The 16,961-nt window shown below is 63.1% G+C and carries 14 protein-coding genes; 9 read left to right on the forward strand and 5 right to left on the reverse strand.

Translation table 11 applies throughout. The features are described from left to right. Nucleotides 1-95: 95 nt before the first annotated feature. Entirely contained in the window at nt 96-2,204 is a 2,109-nt protein-coding gene (locus INS93_RS14105) for a molybdopterin oxidoreductase family protein (protein ID WP_192983019.1), read from the forward strand. 153 nt (nt 2,205-2,357) lie between these two features. Next, complete coding sequence (gene grxD, locus INS93_RS14110; RefSeq protein WP_160019776.1) at nt 2,358-2,684, forward strand: Grx4 family monothiol glutaredoxin; 327 nt, start codon at nt 2,358-2,360, stop codon at nt 2,682-2,684. 87 nt (nt 2,685-2,771) lie between these two features. Here the strand turns inward: grxD and INS93_RS14115 are convergent, their stop codons facing one another. The 3 genes from INS93_RS14115 to INS93_RS14125 are packed head-to-tail and all read right to left on the reverse strand — an operon-like array spanning nt 2,772 to nt 5,903. Beyond that, a complete protein-coding gene (locus INS93_RS14115) occupies nt 2,772-3,110 on the reverse strand; it encodes a YdbL family protein (protein WP_160019775.1) in 339 nt (112 codons plus the stop codon). 41 nt (nt 3,111-3,151) lie between these two features. Continuing rightward, nucleotides 3,152-3,343, reverse strand: coding sequence for a YnbE family lipoprotein (locus INS93_RS14120; protein WP_192983022.1), 192 nt, complete (start codon nt 3,341-3,343; stop codon nt 3,152-3,154). Nucleotides 3,344-3,347: 4 nt separating this feature from the next. Further along, the gene (locus INS93_RS14125; RefSeq protein WP_192983025.1) at nt 3,348-5,903 is read right to left on the reverse strand and encodes a YdbH domain-containing protein; all 2,556 of its coding nucleotides are present in this window, start codon (nt 5,901-5,903) and stop codon (nt 3,348-3,350) included. A gap of 132 nt (nt 5,904-6,035) precedes the next feature. Here INS93_RS14125 and INS93_RS14130 point away from each other — a divergent pair, with 132 nt between their 5' ends. From INS93_RS14130 to rmuC, 4 genes are all read left to right on the forward strand, one after another. Further along, on the forward strand, nt 6,036-6,407 hold the full coding sequence (locus INS93_RS14130) for an antitoxin Xre/MbcA/ParS toxin-binding domain-containing protein (protein WP_160019772.1): 372 nt from the start codon (nt 6,036-6,038) through the stop codon (nt 6,405-6,407). A 161-nt stretch (nt 6,408-6,568) separates the two neighbouring features. Further along, a complete protein-coding gene (locus tag INS93_RS14135; RefSeq protein WP_192983028.1) occupies nt 6,569-7,321 on the forward strand; it encodes an RES family NAD+ phosphorylase in 753 nt (250 codons plus the stop codon). A 437-nt stretch (nt 7,322-7,758) separates the two neighbouring features. Next, a complete protein-coding gene (locus INS93_RS14140; RefSeq protein ID WP_192983031.1) occupies nt 7,759-8,010 on the forward strand; it encodes a sel1 repeat family protein in 252 nt (83 codons plus the stop codon). Between the two features lie 180 nt (nt 8,011-8,190). Then, nucleotides 8,191-9,552 (forward strand): DNA recombination protein RmuC, encoded by a 1,362-nt coding sequence (rmuC, locus tag INS93_RS14145; protein WP_192983427.1) that lies wholly within the window; start codon nt 8,191-8,193, stop codon nt 9,550-9,552. Nucleotides 9,553-9,609: 57 nt separating this feature from the next. On the opposite strand, the gene INS93_RS14150 is transcribed toward rmuC, so the two are convergent. Beyond that, a complete protein-coding gene (locus tag INS93_RS14150; protein WP_192983034.1) occupies nt 9,610-13,098 on the reverse strand; it encodes a PAS domain-containing hybrid sensor histidine kinase/response regulator in 3,489 nt (1,162 codons plus the stop codon). A 216-nt stretch (nt 13,099-13,314) separates the two neighbouring features. On the opposite strand from INS93_RS14150, the gene INS93_RS14155 reads away from it, so the two are divergent. Next, nucleotides 13,315-13,884, forward strand: coding sequence for a GNAT family N-acetyltransferase (locus INS93_RS14155; RefSeq protein ID WP_160019768.1), 570 nt, complete (start codon nt 13,315-13,317; stop codon nt 13,882-13,884). Nucleotides 13,885-13,889: 5 nt separating this feature from the next. Further along, entirely contained in the window at nt 13,890-14,720 is an 831-nt protein-coding gene (locus INS93_RS14160) for an AraC family transcriptional regulator (protein WP_192983036.1), read from the forward strand. A 132-nt stretch (nt 14,721-14,852) separates the two neighbouring features. Here the strand turns inward: INS93_RS14160 and INS93_RS14165 are convergent, their stop codons facing one another. After that, nucleotides 14,853-16,190: an imelysin family protein gene (locus tag INS93_RS14165; RefSeq protein WP_192983038.1), complete on the reverse strand. Its 1,338-nt coding sequence runs from the start codon at nt 16,188-16,190 to the stop codon at nt 14,853-14,855. A gap of 190 nt (nt 16,191-16,380) precedes the next feature. On the opposite strand from INS93_RS14165, the gene INS93_RS14170 reads away from it, so the two are divergent. After that, nucleotides 16,381-16,953, forward strand: a complete 573-nt coding sequence (locus INS93_RS14170) for a LemA family protein (RefSeq protein WP_074917075.1) — start codon at nt 16,381-16,383, stop codon at nt 16,951-16,953. The last annotated feature ends 8 nt before the right edge of the window (nt 16,954-16,961 follow it).

Below are 16,961 nucleotides of genomic sequence, written 5' to 3' on the forward strand. Positions count from 1 at the left end.
GAGACGAACGCTGCTGGCGTCGCTCCCGCGCTCGGCCCATAGTTCAAGACCCGCGACCTGACCGGTCGTCTCGGATCAGAACAAGAGGCCAGGCCATGACCAAGTCCCTCCATTACCGTGCGTGTCATTTGTGCGAAGCCATCTGTGGACTCGCCATCGAAACCGAAACCCAGGCAGACGGCGCAACGCAGATTCGCTCGATCAAGGGCGATGCCCAGGACAGTTTCAGCCGCGGCCATATCTGCCCCAAGGCTGTGGCGCTGCAGGATATCCAGAATGACCCGGATCGCATTCGCCAGCCCATGCGCCGCGTTGGTGAGCAGTGGCAGGCCATCGGCTGGGACGAAGCTTTTGCTCTGGTGGCAGAGCGCCTGAGCACGATCCAGGCGGCACATGGGCAGAACGCTGTGGCGGTCTATCAGGGCAATCCCAGTGTGCACAACTACGGGCTGATGACCCACAGCAACTACTTTCTCGGCCTGCTGAAAACCCGCAATCGGTTTTCCGCCACGTCGGTTGACCAGTTGCCGCACCACCTGACCAGCCACCTGATGTATGGCCACGGCCTGCTGATTCCGATTCCCGATATCGATCACACCGATTTCATGCTGATCCTGGGCGGCAACCCGCTGGCATCCAACGGCAGCATCATGACTGTGCCGGATGTGGAGAAGCGCCTGAAGGCTATCCAGGCACGTGGCGGCAAGTTGGTGGTGGTCGACCCACGGCGCAGCGAGACCGCGGCCATCGCCGATCAGCATCTGTTCGTGCGTCCCGGCAGCGATGCGGCGCTGCTGCTGGCTCTGCTCAACACCCTGTTCGAGGAAGGCCTGACGCGTGACAGCCATCTGCCGGTGGAGGGGCTGGAGCAGGTACGCGAGGCGATAGCCGGCTTCGATGCCGAAACCATGAGCGCGCGCTGTGGGGTGCCGGCCGAAACCATTCGGCAACTGGCGCGGGATTTCGCCGCAGCGGACAAGGCGGTGTGCTACGGCCGCATGGGGGTTTCCACGCAGGCGTTCGGTACGCTGTGTCAGTGGCTGGTGCAGGTGATCAACCTGGTGACCGGCAATCTCGATCGCAGTGGCGGCGTGCTCTGTACGACGCCGGCGGTGGACCTGGTGGCGAGCTCCTCCGGCGGGCATTTCAAGCGCTGGCAGAGCCGGGTTTCCGGCCTGCCGGAATACGGCGGCGAGTTGCCGGTCTCGGCGTTGGCCGAAGAGATGCTCAGCCCCGGCGATGGGCAGGTCCGCGCCCTGGTCACGGTGGCCGGCAACCCGGTGCTGTCCACGCCCAATGGGCGTCAGCTGGAACAGGCGCTGGACGGCCTGGAGTTCATGCTTTCGGTGGATTTCTACATCAACGAGACCACCCGTTATGCCGACCTGATCCTGCCGCCCACCGCGCCGCTGGAGCACGATCACTACGACACCACCTTCAATGTGTTCGCGGTGCGTAACGTCACCCGTTTCAACGAGGCGATCCTGGCCAAGCCGGAGGGCGCACTGCACGACTGGGAAATCTTCGTCGGTCTGGCCAAGGCCTTCGCCGCGCGCAATGGCCTCGAGCTGAAACCGACCATGGCGCCTGAGCAGATGATCGACATGGGCCTGCGTTTCGGCCCCTACGGTGATGGTAGCGAGCGCAAACTCAGCCTGGCTGCCTTGCGCGAGCATCCGCACGGCGTCGACCTGGGGCCGCTGCAGCCGAATCTTGCTGTGCGCCTGAAAACGCCGAGCAAGGCGGTGCAGGCCGCGCCTGAACTGCTGCTGGCCGATCTGGCGCGCTTTTCCGAGCAACAGCAGCCGGCTGCCCATGAGTTGATGCTGATCGGCCGTCGTCACGTGCGCAGCAACAACTCCTGGATGCACAACTATCACCGTCTGGTGAAGGGCAAGCCGCGTCATCAGTTGTTGATGAACCCGGCGGATCTGGCCAGCCGTGGCTTGGCCGATGGCCAGCGCGTAAGGGTGCGCTCGCGGGTCGGTAGCATCGAGGTGGAAGTGGCAGCCAGCGATGAGGTGATGGCTGGTGTGGTCAGTCTGCCTCACGGCTGGGGCCATGCCCGCCCGGGCGTGCAGATGGATATCGCCCGCGCGCAGCCGGGTGCCAGCGCCAATGACCTGACCGACGAGCGCCAGCTCGATGTGCTGTCCGGCAATGCGGTGCTCAATGGTGTGCCGGTGGAGGTGGTAGCCGCGTAGCCCGGATGCAATCCGGGGCACTCTCTAATCGAATCCCCGGATTGCATCCGGGCTACGGGTCGGTGGCAAGGCCGAGCATTATGCTCGGCTTTTCGCTACAATCGCGCCACCGTGGCGACCGTCGGGTCGCGAAGTCTATGCTGAGGTGCCCCCATGGATATCATCGAAACCATCAAAGAGCAGATCGCCAACAACACCGTTCTGCTGTACATGAAAGGCTCGCCCAACGCGCCGCAGTGTGGCTTCTCTGCCCGTGCTGCCCAGGTGGTGATGGGCTGCGGCGAGAAGTTCGCCTACGTCGACATCCTGCAGAACCCGGAAATCCGCGCCAACCTGCCGAAGTACGCCAACTGGCCGACCTTCCCGCAGCTGTGGGTCGGCGGTGAGCTGGTCGGCGGTAGCGACATCCTCTCCGAGATGTACGAGAAGGGCGAGCTGCAGACCCTGATCAAGGATGCCGTGAGCAAAGCTGGCGCCTGATTACTGTTCGCGCAAAAAAGAACCCGCCTAGGCGGGTTCTTTCGTTTCTACAGGGCGCTGCGCGCTCCCGGTGCTCGAGCATGGCTGCTACTTCTGCAGCCACTGGCCGTTGAGCTGGATGAATTGCCCCTTGGGCGTACGCTCGATGGCCTTCTTGCCGGCGATGGCTTCCACGTCGTTGAGGCTGATGCCATTGTCCTGCGCCACCTTCTGATACTCGGCGCGCCGTGCCTGGTTTATCAGACGGGCGATTTCGTCGGCCTGGCCGCCGGGTTTGACCACGCCCAGGTAGCCGTTGGGTTGCTCGCCCAACTGGCCGCTGGCCTTGGCATCGCCGAGGGCGCTCATGGCCTGGTTGAGGTTCAGTGCGTAGGCCGGCAGGCTGAGGGTCAGCGCCAGCAGCAGGGTCGAAATGTATCGAATCATCGTCTCTCTCCGTAGAACCAGTTCATACCGACATGGCGGTCTCAGAACAGACCACTGTCTTCGTTGAATACATTGTCCAGAGCCTTGTCCACCTTGATGTAGATTTCGTGCTCGACCTTGACGTTCAGGTTGATGTTGATCGGTTCGTTCGGCATCGCCAGTTGTACCGTCGGGGTACAGGCCTGGCATAGCAGCCCCAGGCTCAGGACTGCGAGGAGGCGGTACGTGCGCATGGCGCTACTCCTTTGGTTCTTGGGGGACACGCTGGCGCATCCATTGCTGAATCCGTTGCTGGATGATGCCGCTTACCTTGTCGGTCAACTGCAGGCTGGCCAGCAAGGCCGGAATGTCTTCTTCCAGATTGATGTTGAAGTGGATGGGCCGGCCTTTCTCGATGGTCGGGTTCTGTCCGTGCAGGCGCATGCCCAGCAGCAGTTTGCCGGACGGATCATAGTCGACGCTACTGCTTAGCTGATCGTAGTGAAAGTCTTCCAGCGCGTCAGTGACCAGCTTCATGCCGGGGTTGGCCTGACCCATGGCGCGAATGCGTGGTGAATGAAAACTCAGTCGCCCACCCGGTGACCGGGCTTCGATCAGGCCCTTTTCGATGCTGATGGCTCCATCCAGGCGCAGTGGCAGGGTCCCGTCGATCAGCCCGCTACCGGCCAGCCCTTCGGCCGGATAGGCGCGAAACAGTTCCTGCAGATCCAGGCCACTGAGCTGCAGGGGCAGCAACTGGCTGGGTTGCTCCAGCGCCCAGGTCGCGGGCGCCAGGCTCAGGCTACCGCCCAGAATGCCCAGTTCGGCGCGCTGGTGGGTCAGGCTGCCCGCCAGCGGCTGTTGCAGGCTGGCCTGGTAGCTGGCCTGCAGCTGCAAAGGGCCGAGCTCGATGCCGGGGTCGAGCTGCCTGGCACTCAACCGAGGCAGGTCGAGGCGAAGTCGGTCACCGCTCAGCTGCAGCCGCAGCTCGGCATCGAGACCGCTCAACGTGGTGCGGTCATAGATGCCGGCCAAGCCCTTGCCTGTCAGGCTGGCCTTGAGTTGCAAGGGCTTGCCGCTGGGTAGTTGCAGGTCGGCCTCGGCCTGAACGCGGCCGTTGTCCAGCGCCAGCAGCGGCGGCCAGTCGGCCAGGGTTTGTGCCAGTGGATTGCCGGCGCGCAGGAACAACTCGTCCAGAGTGGCGTTGACGTTCAGCGCATTGGCCGTGTTGGTCAGGCGCAGCGCCATGTTCAGGCCCGAATCGGCCAGTAATGCACCGTCGAGGGTCTGGCTGCCGTTGTCGGCCTGCACGCGTCCCTGCCATTGCCAGCCTTGTGCCTGCAATTGGGGGTGGTGCAGGCGTTGGATGCGCAGGCCCAGCGGGCCGGACAGAGTGGGTGCGCTTGGGGAGCCGTTCAAGGTGATGCCGGCCAGCGTCGCCTGGGTTTGTTGCAGGTCCAGCTCGGCGCTGCGCAGGCGCTGGACGTCGAGACGGGACCTGTCGGCCAGGGTGAGCTGCAATTGCTGCGCCGTGACGCGACCCTGAAGGCCAAGGTTCAGGTGCAGGTCATCGAGACGGCTGTCATCCAGGTCCAGGCGTTTGCTGCGAGCCTCGAGCTGCAGGTGTCGGACTTCGAGTGCCCAGTCGGGGGATTGGTGCAGGGCAAGCTCGGCATCCGCCTGCAGTTCCAGCGGGCCTTGGCCGCTGACCTTCAACTGCAGGGCCAGCGCCTCATCGACATCGCTGTCCAGTGGTGTGAGGTGCAACTGCAATTGCCGCGGCCGCAGCCCGTTCGGCAGTGACGCCAGCCAGGGCGCGTCCTGCGTGTCGAGCTGCAGTTGGCCGTTCAAGCGACGGGCCTGCCATCTGCCCAAGGTGTTGCGTAGATCGAGCGCCAGTTCACCGCTGACCAGGCCGACACCGGGAAGCGGCCAGGGGTGCGGTATGTGCGTGTCGACCCGCAGCCATCCGGAGGTGGCCAGCAGTTTGCTGAGCGTAGCGGTGCTCTGCGGCACCTGCAGTTGCCACTGAGCGTTCATGCCGGCCTGGCGGGGCGTTGCCGGTAGAGCGGCAGCGTCGAGCAGCGTCCACTCGCCCAGCCACTCGGCGAGCCAGGCCATGTCCTGCAGCGCGGTAATCTCAAGCTCGCCGCTCCATTGCAGGGCGTCGGCCTGAGCCTGCAAGTCGCTATGCAGAGCGATCTGCGGCTGATCGTCGAGGTGCAGGTTCATCTGCAGCTGTCGCTGGCTGTTCAGTTCGCTGCCCAGCCCCCGCAGTTGGGCTTGCAACTGCGCCCTGTGTGCTCCGCGCAGCAGCAGCGTCTGCAACTGCAAGGTATCGTCCAGAAAACGCAGATCGATGTCGCCCTGCAGTGCACAGCGGCCGCTGCTGCAGGGCAGTTGCGCATGGGCGTTGCGCAGTTCGATGTGCCGTGGAAGCCATGGCAGGGCATTGCTCAGGGTTTGCAGGAGGCTGGTCAGATCGCTGTCGCTCGGGCTCTCGGACTCTCCCAGGATGGGTTGCCATGACAGGCGCAAATCCTGGGCAACCAGGCGGTAGCGAGGTGCTTCACGGGCCAGCCAGTAGAGTCGCAACTGACCGCTTTGCACCTGCAGCTCGCCGTCACGGCGCTGCACCAAGCTTGCACCCTGGAGCTGCAGGCCGCGCCAGGACAGCCCCAGTCGCTGCCAGTCCAGCTCGATGTGCTGTTCCTCGAGCAGGTGCTGCACGCGGTAGCCGACATAGCAGGCCAGTAGCGACAGCAGCGCCAGTATCGCTACGCAGGTGCTCAGCCAGAAACGCCGGCGACTCATGAGTGTTCCTTGCTTGGTGCGGTCCACTGGACGGTACCCCATGCTCGAGTGAGTGCCAAGCGGCTTTCCGTGCTATTGTGTGTTAACAGCTTTAGATATTTATTTTGTCGTAAACGAGCGAAGGAGGATGTGATGAGTGCCGTGACTCGCTCTCAGCCCGATGCCGATGCGGTACTGGCCAAAGCCCTGCTCAATACCCGTGAGCATTTGGGACTGACGCAGCAGGAGCTGGCCGATATCGTCGGCGTCCATCGCAGTGCCGTCAGCCGCTGGAGCGAGCAGGGCGGTTTGCGTCCGCAGAGCAAGACCGGCGAGTTGGCGCTGTTGCTGATTCGCGCCTATCGCGCGCTGTTTGCCCTGTTTGGCGGCAATCAGCAGGACATGCGCCATTTCCTGCGCACCGAGAATCACCACCTGGCTGGCGTGCCGCTGCAGCAGATGAGTCAGGTGCAGGGGCTGGTGCGCGTCGTCGAGTATCTGGACGCCATTCGCGGCAAGGTCTGAGAGCCTGCTCAAAGCCTGCTGCGCGTCGGCCCTGCTGCGTTAAAAATAGGCTCGGAATGCTCATGTACAAAAGTACACTCCGCTTCCTCGCCTATTTTTGCCTTGCACGGCTCTAGCTCGCGATTCTTTGAGCAGGCTCTACGCTTTAAGGAGGGATCACCATGGATATCTGGCAACTATGCGACGGCGAACGGCAGGTTCGACCGTTACGCGGCAAGCTGCTGCGCATGGTGGAGAGCCAGGCGCAGGTCGCGACACTGCAACTGGTGGATAACCTGGCCGAACAGGCCCTGCTAGAGGAACTGCTCGAGAGCAGCAAACCGCCGCTGCCAGAGGCTGCAGAGCCGCTGCACTATCTGCTCAAGACGCCGTTTCGTTATCCACCGCTACGTTGGGGCTCGCGTTTCGGCAACGTGCACGAACCCAGCCTGTTCTACGCGGCCATGCGTCTGGAAACGGCGATGGCCGAGGCTGCTTACTACCGCTTCGTGCTGTGGAGCGGCATGGTCACCGCGCCGCCCAGTGGCCGTATTCTCTCCGAGCACTCCACGTTCGAGGCGCGTTACCGCGTCGAGCGCGGTATCCAGTTGCAACAGCCACCTTTCGATCGACATGGCGCACTGTTGGCCCACCCCAGCGATTACCGCGTATCTCAGCGCCTGGGGGCGGTAATGCGTGCGGTCGGTATCGAGGCGTTCGAGTACCGTTCGGCGCGCTGTCCTGACGCTGGCAGCAATGTCGCGCTGTACGTGCCGGCTGCGTTCGCGGAAAAGCGCCCGCGCAACCTCACGGCCTGGTTGTGCGAAACCACGGGCGAGTATGTGGCGTTCAAGCATGCGCAGACGCCGGATCAGCCGCGCTTGTTTCACCGGGAGCAATTCCTGGTGCAGGGGCAATTGCCGCGCCCCGCGTAATGTCTGCATTGGCGCGGCAGATGCCCCGAAACAGAGCGCTGCGCGGATCTGTCGCAGGGAGTTGTGCACAATGCTGAAGCAGGCTGTCATATCACTGTCAGAAACGCCGCTAAACGCTTGATTTTTCGTGGTTGATTTTTAAGTCAATGAAAAATATGAATTTTTTTCGTTGGTGAAAAAATCGACAGTTTGACTGAGAGCCCCACAGCATCAGGCCTGTGACTTCTTTCGCCCAAGTTGTGCACGGAGTTATCCACAGCTTCTGTGGATTGTGAGGGAGCTCTTTTCTGCCGCCGAAATCGTTCCGCCAGGCAAGACTTTACCTTCGGGAAAAAAGGAGTAGAGTGGCGCGCCCCGGCAGTCACCCCCCTTTATTTATGTCTCGCGTTTTGCCTTCTTCATCCTCTGCAAGTCGTTCCGGTTCTTCGCATTTGCCCATGCGCGTTGCGCTATGGCTGCTCGATAGCTCGCGTCTGGGACAAACGCCGAGCGTCAAACGCATCGCCGGTAACCTGCTCAAGCAGCCTGCCCGCAAAGGCTGCGTGCAGGCGCAAAGCCGGTTGGGTCAACTGCTCTGTCGCGACTGCGGTAATACCCGTGATCGCCGCATCGGTTATGAACTGCTGCGCCAGGCTGCTCGCGCGGGCGACCGTAGTGCTCAGCTTGAGCTGGAGCGTCTGTCGCGCTGATTGCGTGCTGGCTTCGTGTAAAACGTCGGCTGGTTATACTGCATGGCGATCAAACATGGAGCGTCTATGCCAATCGATCCCCTGTCTCTTGCCGTCGGCGCCGTCGTTGCGCTGGTTCCGTTAATAGCTGGCCTTTGGTCCTTGCAGCGCAGGCTGGCTCGCGAGCAAGGCGAGCAGGCGCTGCTGCAGGAACGACTGGAGCATGTGCAACTGGGCCAGGCCGGTTTGCTGGCTCAGCTCGATGCCTGTCGCACTGAGTTGGCCGAAGTCAGCGAGATCAAGGTGGAACAGCAGACCGAGCTGGCCGGTTTGCGTCGTGAGAATGAGTGGCTGCAACAGGAGCGGCAGATTGCGCGTGAGGCCGCGCAGTCCTGGAACCAGCAGCGCGAACGCAACGAAGCCGAATTGCGCCGGCTCACTGCCGAGTGTGCGGCGTTGGCTGCCGAGTTGCAGGAGAACCGCGACAATCAGCAACAGCGCCTCGATGATTTGCAGGGCGCGCGCAACGAGCTGCGTGCCCAGTTCTCCGAGCTGGCGACGAAGATCTTCGATGAGCGCGAGCAGCGTTTCGCCGAGACCAGTCAGCAGCGCCTCGGCCAGTTGCTCGACCCACTCAAGGAACGTATCCAGGCGTTCGAGAAGCGCGTCGACGAGAGTTACCAGCAAGAGGCGCGCGAGCGATTTTCCCTGAGCAAGGAGCTGGAGCGTCTGCAGCAGCTCAATCAGCGCCTGGGCGACGAGGCGACCAATCTGACCCGTGCACTCAAGGGCCAGAAGACCCAGGGCAACTGGGGTGAGTTGGTGCTGGAGCGGGTATTGGAACATGCCGGTCTGGAGAAGGGGCGTGAGTACCACACTCAGGTCAGCCTCAAGGGCGCTGGTGGCGAGCGCTTTCAGCCTGACGTGCTGATCCGCCTGCCGGGCGACAGACAGGTGATCGTTGATGCCAAGGTCAGTCTCAGCGCCTATCAGCAGTATGTCGCGGCTGCGGACGAGCCGATTCGCCAGCAGGCGCTGAAGCAACATCTGATCTCGCTACGCAGTCACCTCAAGGGCCTGTCCGGCAAGGATTATCAGCGTCTGGAGGGTTTGCACAGCCTGGATTTCGTCCTGCTCTTCGTGCCCATCGAGGCGGCCTTCGCCGCAGCATTGCAGGCCGAGCCGGACCTGTTCCAGGAGGCCTTTGAACAGCAGGTGGTGATCGTCAGCCCGACCACCTTGCTGGCTACCCTGCGGGTGATCGACAGCCTCTGGCGCCAGGAGCGCCAGGGCCAGAACGCGCGCGAAATTGCCGAACGTGCTGGTCAGCTATACGACAAGTTCGTTGCCTTTGTCGCCGATCTGGACGAGATGGGCAGTCGACTGCAGCAATTGGACAAGGCTTACGCCAGTGCCCGCAACAAGCTGGTAGACGGTCGCGGCAACCTCATTGGTCGTGTGGAAAACCTCAAGCTGCTGGGCGCCCGCGCGAGCAAGAGCCTGCCGGGCGAGTTGCTCGAACGCTCCGCCGATCTGCCTGCGCTGGACGAACTGGACGAGTGAGCTGCAGCTATAGGCGATTGTGGCGAGTAGGGGGCGCGCGCACCGTCGTCAACTGCCCTAACCGCGCAACACCAGATGACGGCTGAGCAGCGCGCGCAGGGCCGCAGGTTTGACCGGCTTGGGCAGGTAGTCGAGGCCGGCGGCATGCACCTCGGCGATCAGCTCCGGGCGACCGTCAGCGCTGATCACCACGCCCGGCACCGGTTCGCCCAGGCGCGTGCGTAGCCAGGCCATCAGTTCGGTACCGGTTTCGCCCTCGTCGAGGTGGTAGTCGACCAGCGCCAACTGCGGATGCACATCTTCGCTGAGCAGGTGTTCGCACTCCAGACGATTGCGCGCCGTCCACACCTGGCAGCCCCAGCGTGACAGCAGGCTGTGCATGCCGGTGAGGATGCTGTCTTCGTTGTCGATGCAGATCACCTGGGTGCCCTGCAGAGGGTGGCCATCCACCGCCGGTACGGCTGGGCCTTGCGGCTTCGGCGCCGGTTTTCTCGCCAGCGGCACGCTGACGCTGAATACGCTGCCTTTACCTGGCCAGGAACGCACTTCCAGGCGATGAGCGAGCACCCGGCAGAGACCGTCGGCAATTGCCAGCCCCAGGCCCAGGCCTTTCTCGGCGCGAGTCTGGTGACTGTCCAGGCGCTTGAACTCTTCGAATATCACCTTGCGCTTGTCTTCGGGGATACCCATGCCGCGGTCCCAGACCTCCAGGCGCAATTGCCCGCCTTCACGGCGTACGCCCAGCACCACGCGGCCCTTGGCGTAGCGGAAGGCGTTGGTCAGGAAGTTCTGCAGTACCCGGCGCAGCAGTTTGATGTCGCTGTCGATCCACTGCCGGCTGCCGTGCACGCGCAGGTCGATACCCTGTTCGGCAGCCAGCACGCCGAACTCGGCGGCGAGGGTATCGAACAGGCTGGAGAGGGCGAAGGCATGACGATCTGGGGTGATTCGCCCGTTCTCCAGGCGCGAGATATCCAGCAGGTCGGTGATCAGGTCCTCGGCCGAACGCAACGAGCTGTCCAGATGTCGGACCAGCTCCTGGGCTTCGTTGGGCAGTGCGTCATCCTGGTGGGCCAGCGCCGCTGAGAACAACCGGGCTGCATTGAGTGGTTGCATCAGGTCATGACTGACCGCAGCGAGGAAGCGCGTTTTCGACTGGTTGGCGGCTTCGGCGTGGGCCTTGGCTTCGGTCAGTGCCTGGTTCAGTTTCGACAGCTCAAAGGTGCGTTCGGCGACCCTTCGTTCGAGGCTTTCGTTGGCCTCCTTGAGGGCGCGCTCGGCTTCGCGGAACTCGGTGATATCGGTGAAGCTCATGACGAAACCGCCACCCGGCATGGGGTTGCCGATCAGTTCGATCACCCGGCCGTTGGGGAAGACCCGCTCATAGCTGTGCGCAGTGCCCTGGCGCATCCAGTACAGGCGTTTGGCGACGTTCTCTTCGAGGTCGCCGCCACCGAGCATGCCGCGCTCGGCATTGAAACGGATGATCTCGGCAATCGGCCGACCGACATAGATCAAGCCTTCGGGATACTCGAACAACTCCAGGTAGCGGTGGTTCCAGGCCACAAGACGCAGGTTCTGGTCGACCACGCTGATGCCCTGGGTAATGTTCTCGATCGCACCCTGCAGCAGGGCGCGGTTGAACTGCAGCACCTCGCTGGCTTCGTCGACGATGCGCACCACATCCTCGACCTGCATCTCGCGGCCTTCGATGGCAGCCTTGACCACCGCTCGGGTCGAGGAGGCGCCCAGGACACCGGCGAGCAGACGCTCGGTGTGGGCGATCCATTCGCTGTTGGCCGGCTGGTTGGGGTCGAAGTCCTTGCCTTTGCCCTGGCGCAGGGCGAAGCGGGTAAAGCTCTGCTGTGCACGCTCTTCGCCGACGAAGCGGCTGGACAGCATCAGCAGGTCGGCCACCTGCACCGCCAGCAGGCTGCGGCTGCTGGGTTTGGTGCCCAGGTCATGGCCGATGAAGCGCCCGGCCTGCCAATGCTCGGAAACGCGCGTGCGCGAGAACCAGGAAACCCAGGCGAACAGCAGCATATTGCCAGCCAGCGACAGCACTACGCCGCGTGTCAGCGGGTCGACATGCAGGCCGATGGGGGCGTAGAGCAGGGTGGTCAGGCCGGGGAAGCTTTCCAGTGACCAGCCCATACCACGCGTTGCCAGCGGCAACACCAGGGTATAGAACCAGAGCATGGCGCCAAAGATCAGGCCGGCGAACACGCCGCGGCGGTTGGCCTGTTTCCACACCAGCGCGCCGAACATGGCGGGGGCCAGTTGGCCGATGGCAGCGAACGAGACCTGACCGATTGTGGCCAGGCTGGCGCCCTCACCGAGCAGGCGATAGCAGACGTAGGCCAGCAGCAGGATCAGCACGATGCTGACCCGGCGTGCGGTAAGCATCCAGTGGCGGAAGGCTTCGAATGGCCGTTCGGTGCTTTGCCGGCGCAGCAGCCAGGGCAGCAGCATGTCGTTGGAGATCATGGTCGACAGCGCCACCGAGGCGACGATCACCATGCCGGTGGCGGCCGAGGCGCCGCCGATGAAGGCCAGTACCGCCAGACCTGGATGGGCCTCGGCCAGCGGCAGGCTGATGACGAAGGAGTCCGGCGTCACGCCGGCCGGCAGCAGCATCTGGCCGGCGAGGGCGATGGGCACGACGAACAAAACGGCCAGCACCAGGTAAGCAGGGAATACCCAGCGCGCCAGGCGCAGGTCCTTGGGCTCGATGTTCTCCACCACGGTGACATGGAACTGCCGCGGCAGGCAGACGATGGCGATCATCGCCATGCCAGTCTGCACCAACATCGCCGGCCAGTTCACGGCCTCGTTCCAGAACTCGTCCAGCTCGGCGGTGTTGTGCGCCTGCTCGAGCAGGTCATTGAAACCGTTGTACAGGCCGAAGGTGACGAAGGCGCCCACGGCGAGGAAGGCCAGCAGCTTGACCAGCGATTCGAAGGCGATCGCCAGCACCATGCCGCGATGGTGCTCGGTGACGTCGAGGTTGCGTGTGCCGAACAGAATGGTGAACAGCGCCAGTGCCAGCGACACGATCAGTGCCGTGTCCTGTGCGCTGGTGCCGGTGTCCTGAGCATGCTCGCCGATCAGCAGGTTGACCCCTAGTACGATGCCCTTGAGCTGCAGTGCGATATAAGGCAGTACGCCGACCAGGCAGATCAGCGCCACGACGATGGCCAGCGACTGCGACTTGCCGTAGCGCGCAGCGATGAAGTCGGCGATGGAGGTGATGTTCTCCTGCTTGCTGATCATCACCATCTTCTGCAGCACCCAGGGCATGGTCAGCAGCAGGATGATCGGGCCGAGGTAGATCGGCAGGAACGACCACAGCTGCTCGGCGGCCTGGCCGACGGCGCCGAAGAAGGTCCAGCTGGTGCAGTAAACGGCCAGCGACAGCGAGTACACCCAGGCACGGATCTTCGGCGGCATGGGGGTGCTGCGGCGGTCGCCATAGAAGGCGATGGCGAAAAGAATGGCCATGTAGATCAGGGCAACCGCGGCGATCAAACCGGGGGACAGCGACATGCAGACTCCGAAACGCGCAGTGAAACGAAATGAGCCTGGCCGCCGAGGCGAGGCCGATGCTGATCAGTGTTGCACAAAGCCGGGCGCTGTCGGCTGCGACCAAGGTCGCAGCCAGGCAGGCATGCTTTGCGACGGGACTCGATTGTGTCGAAGCCTGGGGCCTGATAGCGTGCCCCGTTTGCGATTCTGCCCAAGGAAGGACCCCGAGGAAGCCCTATGTTCAAGCCGCAGTTGGTGACTTTGCAACGTGGTGCTCTGCGCCTGGAACCGCTTTCCGACGCCGATATCCCCGCGCTGGTGGCGCTGGCCGAAGCCAATCGGGAGGAACTGCTGTACATGAGCGGTACCCAGCGACTGGATTGGTACCGTAGCGCCCTGGCCGATATGCGCGAGCAGCGGGCACTGCCGTTCGTCATTCGCCTGGGTGACGAGTTGGTGGGCACCACCCGCTTCGCCGACTTCATGAATAGCCTGCCTGCCTGCGAGATCGGCTGGACCTGGCTCGACCGACACCAGCATGGCCGCGGATTGAACACCAGCATCAAGTATTTGATGCTCAGGCACGCTTTCGAAAACTGGGGCATGGTCCGCGTGCAACTGAAAACTGCCGCCAGCAACCTGCGTTCGCAACGCGCCATCGAGAAGCTGGGTGCCGTTCGTGAAGGATTGCTGCGCAACCATCGCCGTCTGGCCGATGGCCGTCTCGATGACACCGTGCTGTACAGCATCACCGATATGGAATGGCCGGCGCTGCGTGAGGCCATGGAGGCGGGCTTCAGCGCCTGACTCTCATGCACAGTCGCGAGCAGACCCGCTTCTGGCAAGCCTCAGCATTGAGCGGCGTCGAGCTGTTACAGGCGCGCTACCTTGAACAACGCTTCGCCCCTCACGTGCATGAAGGTTTCGTGTTCACCGTGATCGAACATGGTGCCCAGCGTTTTCATCATCGCGGCTGTGATCATCTGGCACCTCAGGGCAGCATGGTGCTGATCAACCCTGACGAAGTGCACACCGGTTCCAAGGCGCACGAAGACGGTTGGCGCTATCGCGGTTTCTATCCTGATAACGCCCAGGTACTGGGGGCGCTGCAGGAGCTGGGCCTGGCCAAGGCCGGCATGCCGTCGTTTTCCTTCAGCGTGCTGCATGATCCGCGTTTGCACGCGGCCTTTCTGCAGCTCCATCAGCTGCTCGAGGGCGGTGCCGAGGCGCTGCAGCAGCAACTGGCCTGGCGTGAGGCGATCCTGCTGCTGTTTCAGCATCATGCACAGCTTGCCGAACCGCCTGCCCCTGGGCGCGAGCCTTGGGCAGTGGCTTGCGCCAAGCAGATGCTCGCCGAGCGTCTGATCGAGCCGCCCTCACTGGAAGAGCTGGCGGCTGCGGTCAATCTTTCGCCTTTCCATTTCGCTCGAGTGTTCCGCCGCGCGACCGGCTTGCCACCGCATGCCTGGCTCAAGCAGCGGCGCCTCGAGCAGGCGCGGGCGATGCTCAAGGGCGGTTGTGCGGCGGTCAGCGTGGCAATGCAGTTGGGCTTCGCCGATCAGAGCCACTTGTCGCGACAGTTCAAGCAGGTTTATGGCGTGAGCCCAGGCGAGTACCGCAGCGCGGTGGCACGGGGTTCGTAGGGTGCGCCGTGCGCACCAGCAGCCCGAACCTTTCTCCGGTGCGCACGGCGCACCCTACCGAACGGTAACAGCCGCCATAAAAAAACCGGCGCTCCTTATCGGGGCGCCGGCTTTTTCAGCCCGCTACGGCGATCAGAATTCGTGATCGGCGGTGTCCGGGTTCAGGTCGCTGATGCCCAGCTTGCCCGCAGCCTGCTCGATGGCGCCGGTCTGCTTGACCAGGGCAGCGATGGCGTCACGTACCAGTTGCTGGCCTTCGGTGTTGCCTTGCGCGATCAACTGGTCGAAGTGCACGTTGTTCTTCTCGGCGCTGTCGACCAGCGCCTGCAGCTTGGCTTCGGTTTCCTGCAGGTCGGCCTTGAGGGTGGCGTCGGCCTGGGCGTCAGCCTTGGCCACCAGCTCGGACAGGCTTGGGCCAGTCAGGATGCTGCCGTCGACCTTCTTGTACTCGCCCAGGTAGACGTTACGAATGCCTTTGCCGTTGTAGAAGTGCGAGTTGTGGGTGTTGTCGCTGAAGCAGTCGTGTTCGTCTTCGGTGGAGTTGGCTTCCAGCGCGACCTTCATGCGCTCGCCCGCCAGTTCGCCGAGCGACAGGCTGCCCATGCCGAACAGCATCTTGCGCAGACCGTTGTCGGCCGACTCGGCGACCAGTTCGCTGCGGTAGTTGCCTTCCACACCGTCTTTCCACTGCTCGACCATGTCGTTCAGGTCGCTCACCAGCAGGTCGGTAGTTGCCTTGAGGAAGGCGCGGCGGCGCTCGTTGTGGCCACCGGTAGCGCCTTCACCCACTACATAGTCGGTGTAGGGGCGCTCGCCGGCGCCTGGCTCGGTGCCGTTGAGGTCCTGGCCCCAGAGCAGGAATTCGATGGCGTGGTAGCCGGTGGCGACGTTGGCTTCGGAGCCGCCCAGCTCGTTCAGGCTGGCCAGCAGCTCGCCAGTGATTTCGCTGACGTCAACCTTGTCTTCGCCAACCTGGATCTCGGTGTTGGCGATGATATTGGCTTGCGCGCCCGGGTTGCCCAGGGCGTGCTGGTAGTCCTCGGCCACGTAGTCGATCAGGCCTTCGTCCAGCGGCCAGGCGTTGAGCTGACCTTCCCACTCGTCGACCACCGGGTTACCGAAACGGAACACTTCGGTCTGCATGTACGGCACGCGTGCGGCCAGCCAGGCTTCGCGCGCAGCGTTCAGGGTCGCTTCGCTGGGATCGGCAAGCAGTGCATCGACGGCAGTCTGCAGGGCCTTGCCGGTGCTGGCGGCGTCGCTGAACACGGCCAGGGCCAGATCGGCATAATGGTTGACCACGGCCTTCGCCGCTGCTTCGTCGACCTTCGCCGCAGTGGCTGGCGCCGTGCTCTCGGTGGTGGCAGCAGGTGCAGCTGCCTGGGTCGCGGGGGCTTTGTCTTCGCCACAGCCAGCGAGGGAAATGGCGATGGCCAGCAGGCTGGCGGAGGCCAGAGGCATACGAATCATGGCGGGGTCCTTTGCATGTACGAAATGTGGACGGTACTCAGAGGTACCTGAAAAACTGCAACATAATGCAAATGTTTCGCATTATGTGTAAAGGCCATTATTCGTCGCTGTGCGGGATATCGCTGCCGAGCCACCTCGTTGCCGTTAGAATGCCAGCACCCGATTCGCAGTTCTGCCTGGAGAAAACTGCATGAGCCTGACCGCCGTGATCATCATCGTTGTTCTCGTCCTGCTCGGCGCCTACGCGGTGTCGCTGTACAACGGACTGGTACGCCTCAAGCATGGCGTGAGCAAGGCCTGGTCGAACATCGACGTGCTGCTCAAGCAACGGCATGACGAATTGCCCAAACTGGTGGAAACCTGCAAGCAGTACATGCAGTACGAAGGCTCGACGCTGGAGCGGGTGATTGCAGCGCGTAGCGCCGTTGCCAGTGCTCGCGAACAACATGATGTCGGCGCCCTGGGCAAGGCCGAAAGTGGTCTGCGCGCGGGCCTCGGTCAGCTCTTTGCCCTGGCCGAGAACTACCCGGAGCTGAAGGCCAACGACAGTTTCCAGCACCTGCAGCAGCGTATCAGCGGCCTGGAAAACGGCATCGCCGACCGCCGCGAGCTGTACAACGAGGCGGTCAACCTCAACAACGTGCGCATCGAGCAGTTCCCCGATGTCCTCATTGCGCGCATGTTCAACTTCCAGGCTGCCGAGCTGCTGGTGTTCAGCGAGGCGGAGAAAGCCGATGTGGACATGAAATCACTGTTCAACTGAGAACCTGC

The organism is Pseudomonas sp. EggHat1, from assembly GCF_014892995.1.
Taxonomy (GTDB): domain Bacteria; phylum Pseudomonadota; class Gammaproteobacteria; order Pseudomonadales; family Pseudomonadaceae; genus Aquipseudomonas; species Aquipseudomonas chaetocerotis.

Bases quoted from the DNA above. Each gene is read 5' to 3' on its own strand.
- INS93_RS14105 (WP_192983019.1), top strand. From the start codon at position 96: ATGACCAAGTCCCTCCATTACCGTGCGTGTCATTTGTGCGAAGCCATC.
- grxD (WP_160019776.1), top strand. From the start codon at position 2,358: ATGGATATCATCGAAACCATCAAAGAGCAGATCGCCAACAACACCGTT.
- INS93_RS14115 (WP_160019775.1), bottom strand. From the start codon at position 3,110: ATGATTCGATACATTTCGACCCTGCTGCTGGCGCTGACCCTCAGCCTG.
- INS93_RS14120 (WP_192983022.1), bottom strand. From the start codon at position 3,343: ATGCGCACGTACCGCCTCCTCGCAGTCCTGAGCCTGGGGCTGCTATGC.
- INS93_RS14125 (WP_192983025.1), bottom strand. From the start codon at position 5,903: ATGAGTCGCCGGCGTTTCTGGCTGAGCACCTGCGTAGCGATACTGGCG.
- INS93_RS14130 (WP_160019772.1), top strand. From the start codon at position 6,036: ATGAGTGCCGTGACTCGCTCTCAGCCCGATGCCGATGCGGTACTGGCC.
- INS93_RS14135 (WP_192983028.1), top strand. From the start codon at position 6,569: ATGGATATCTGGCAACTATGCGACGGCGAACGGCAGGTTCGACCGTTA.
- INS93_RS14140 (WP_192983031.1), top strand. From the start codon at position 7,759: ATGCGCGTTGCGCTATGGCTGCTCGATAGCTCGCGTCTGGGACAAACG.
- INS93_RS14150 (WP_192983034.1), bottom strand. From the start codon at position 13,098: ATGTCGCTGTCCCCCGGTTTGATCGCCGCGGTTGCCCTGATCTACATG.
- INS93_RS14155 (WP_160019768.1), top strand. From the start codon at position 13,315: ATGTTCAAGCCGCAGTTGGTGACTTTGCAACGTGGTGCTCTGCGCCTG.
- INS93_RS14160 (WP_192983036.1), top strand. From the start codon at position 13,890: ATGCACAGTCGCGAGCAGACCCGCTTCTGGCAAGCCTCAGCATTGAGC.
- INS93_RS14165 (WP_192983038.1), bottom strand. From the start codon at position 16,190: ATGATTCGTATGCCTCTGGCCTCCGCCAGCCTGCTGGCCATCGCCATT.
- INS93_RS14170 (WP_074917075.1), top strand. From the start codon at position 16,381: ATGAGCCTGACCGCCGTGATCATCATCGTTGTTCTCGTCCTGCTCGGC.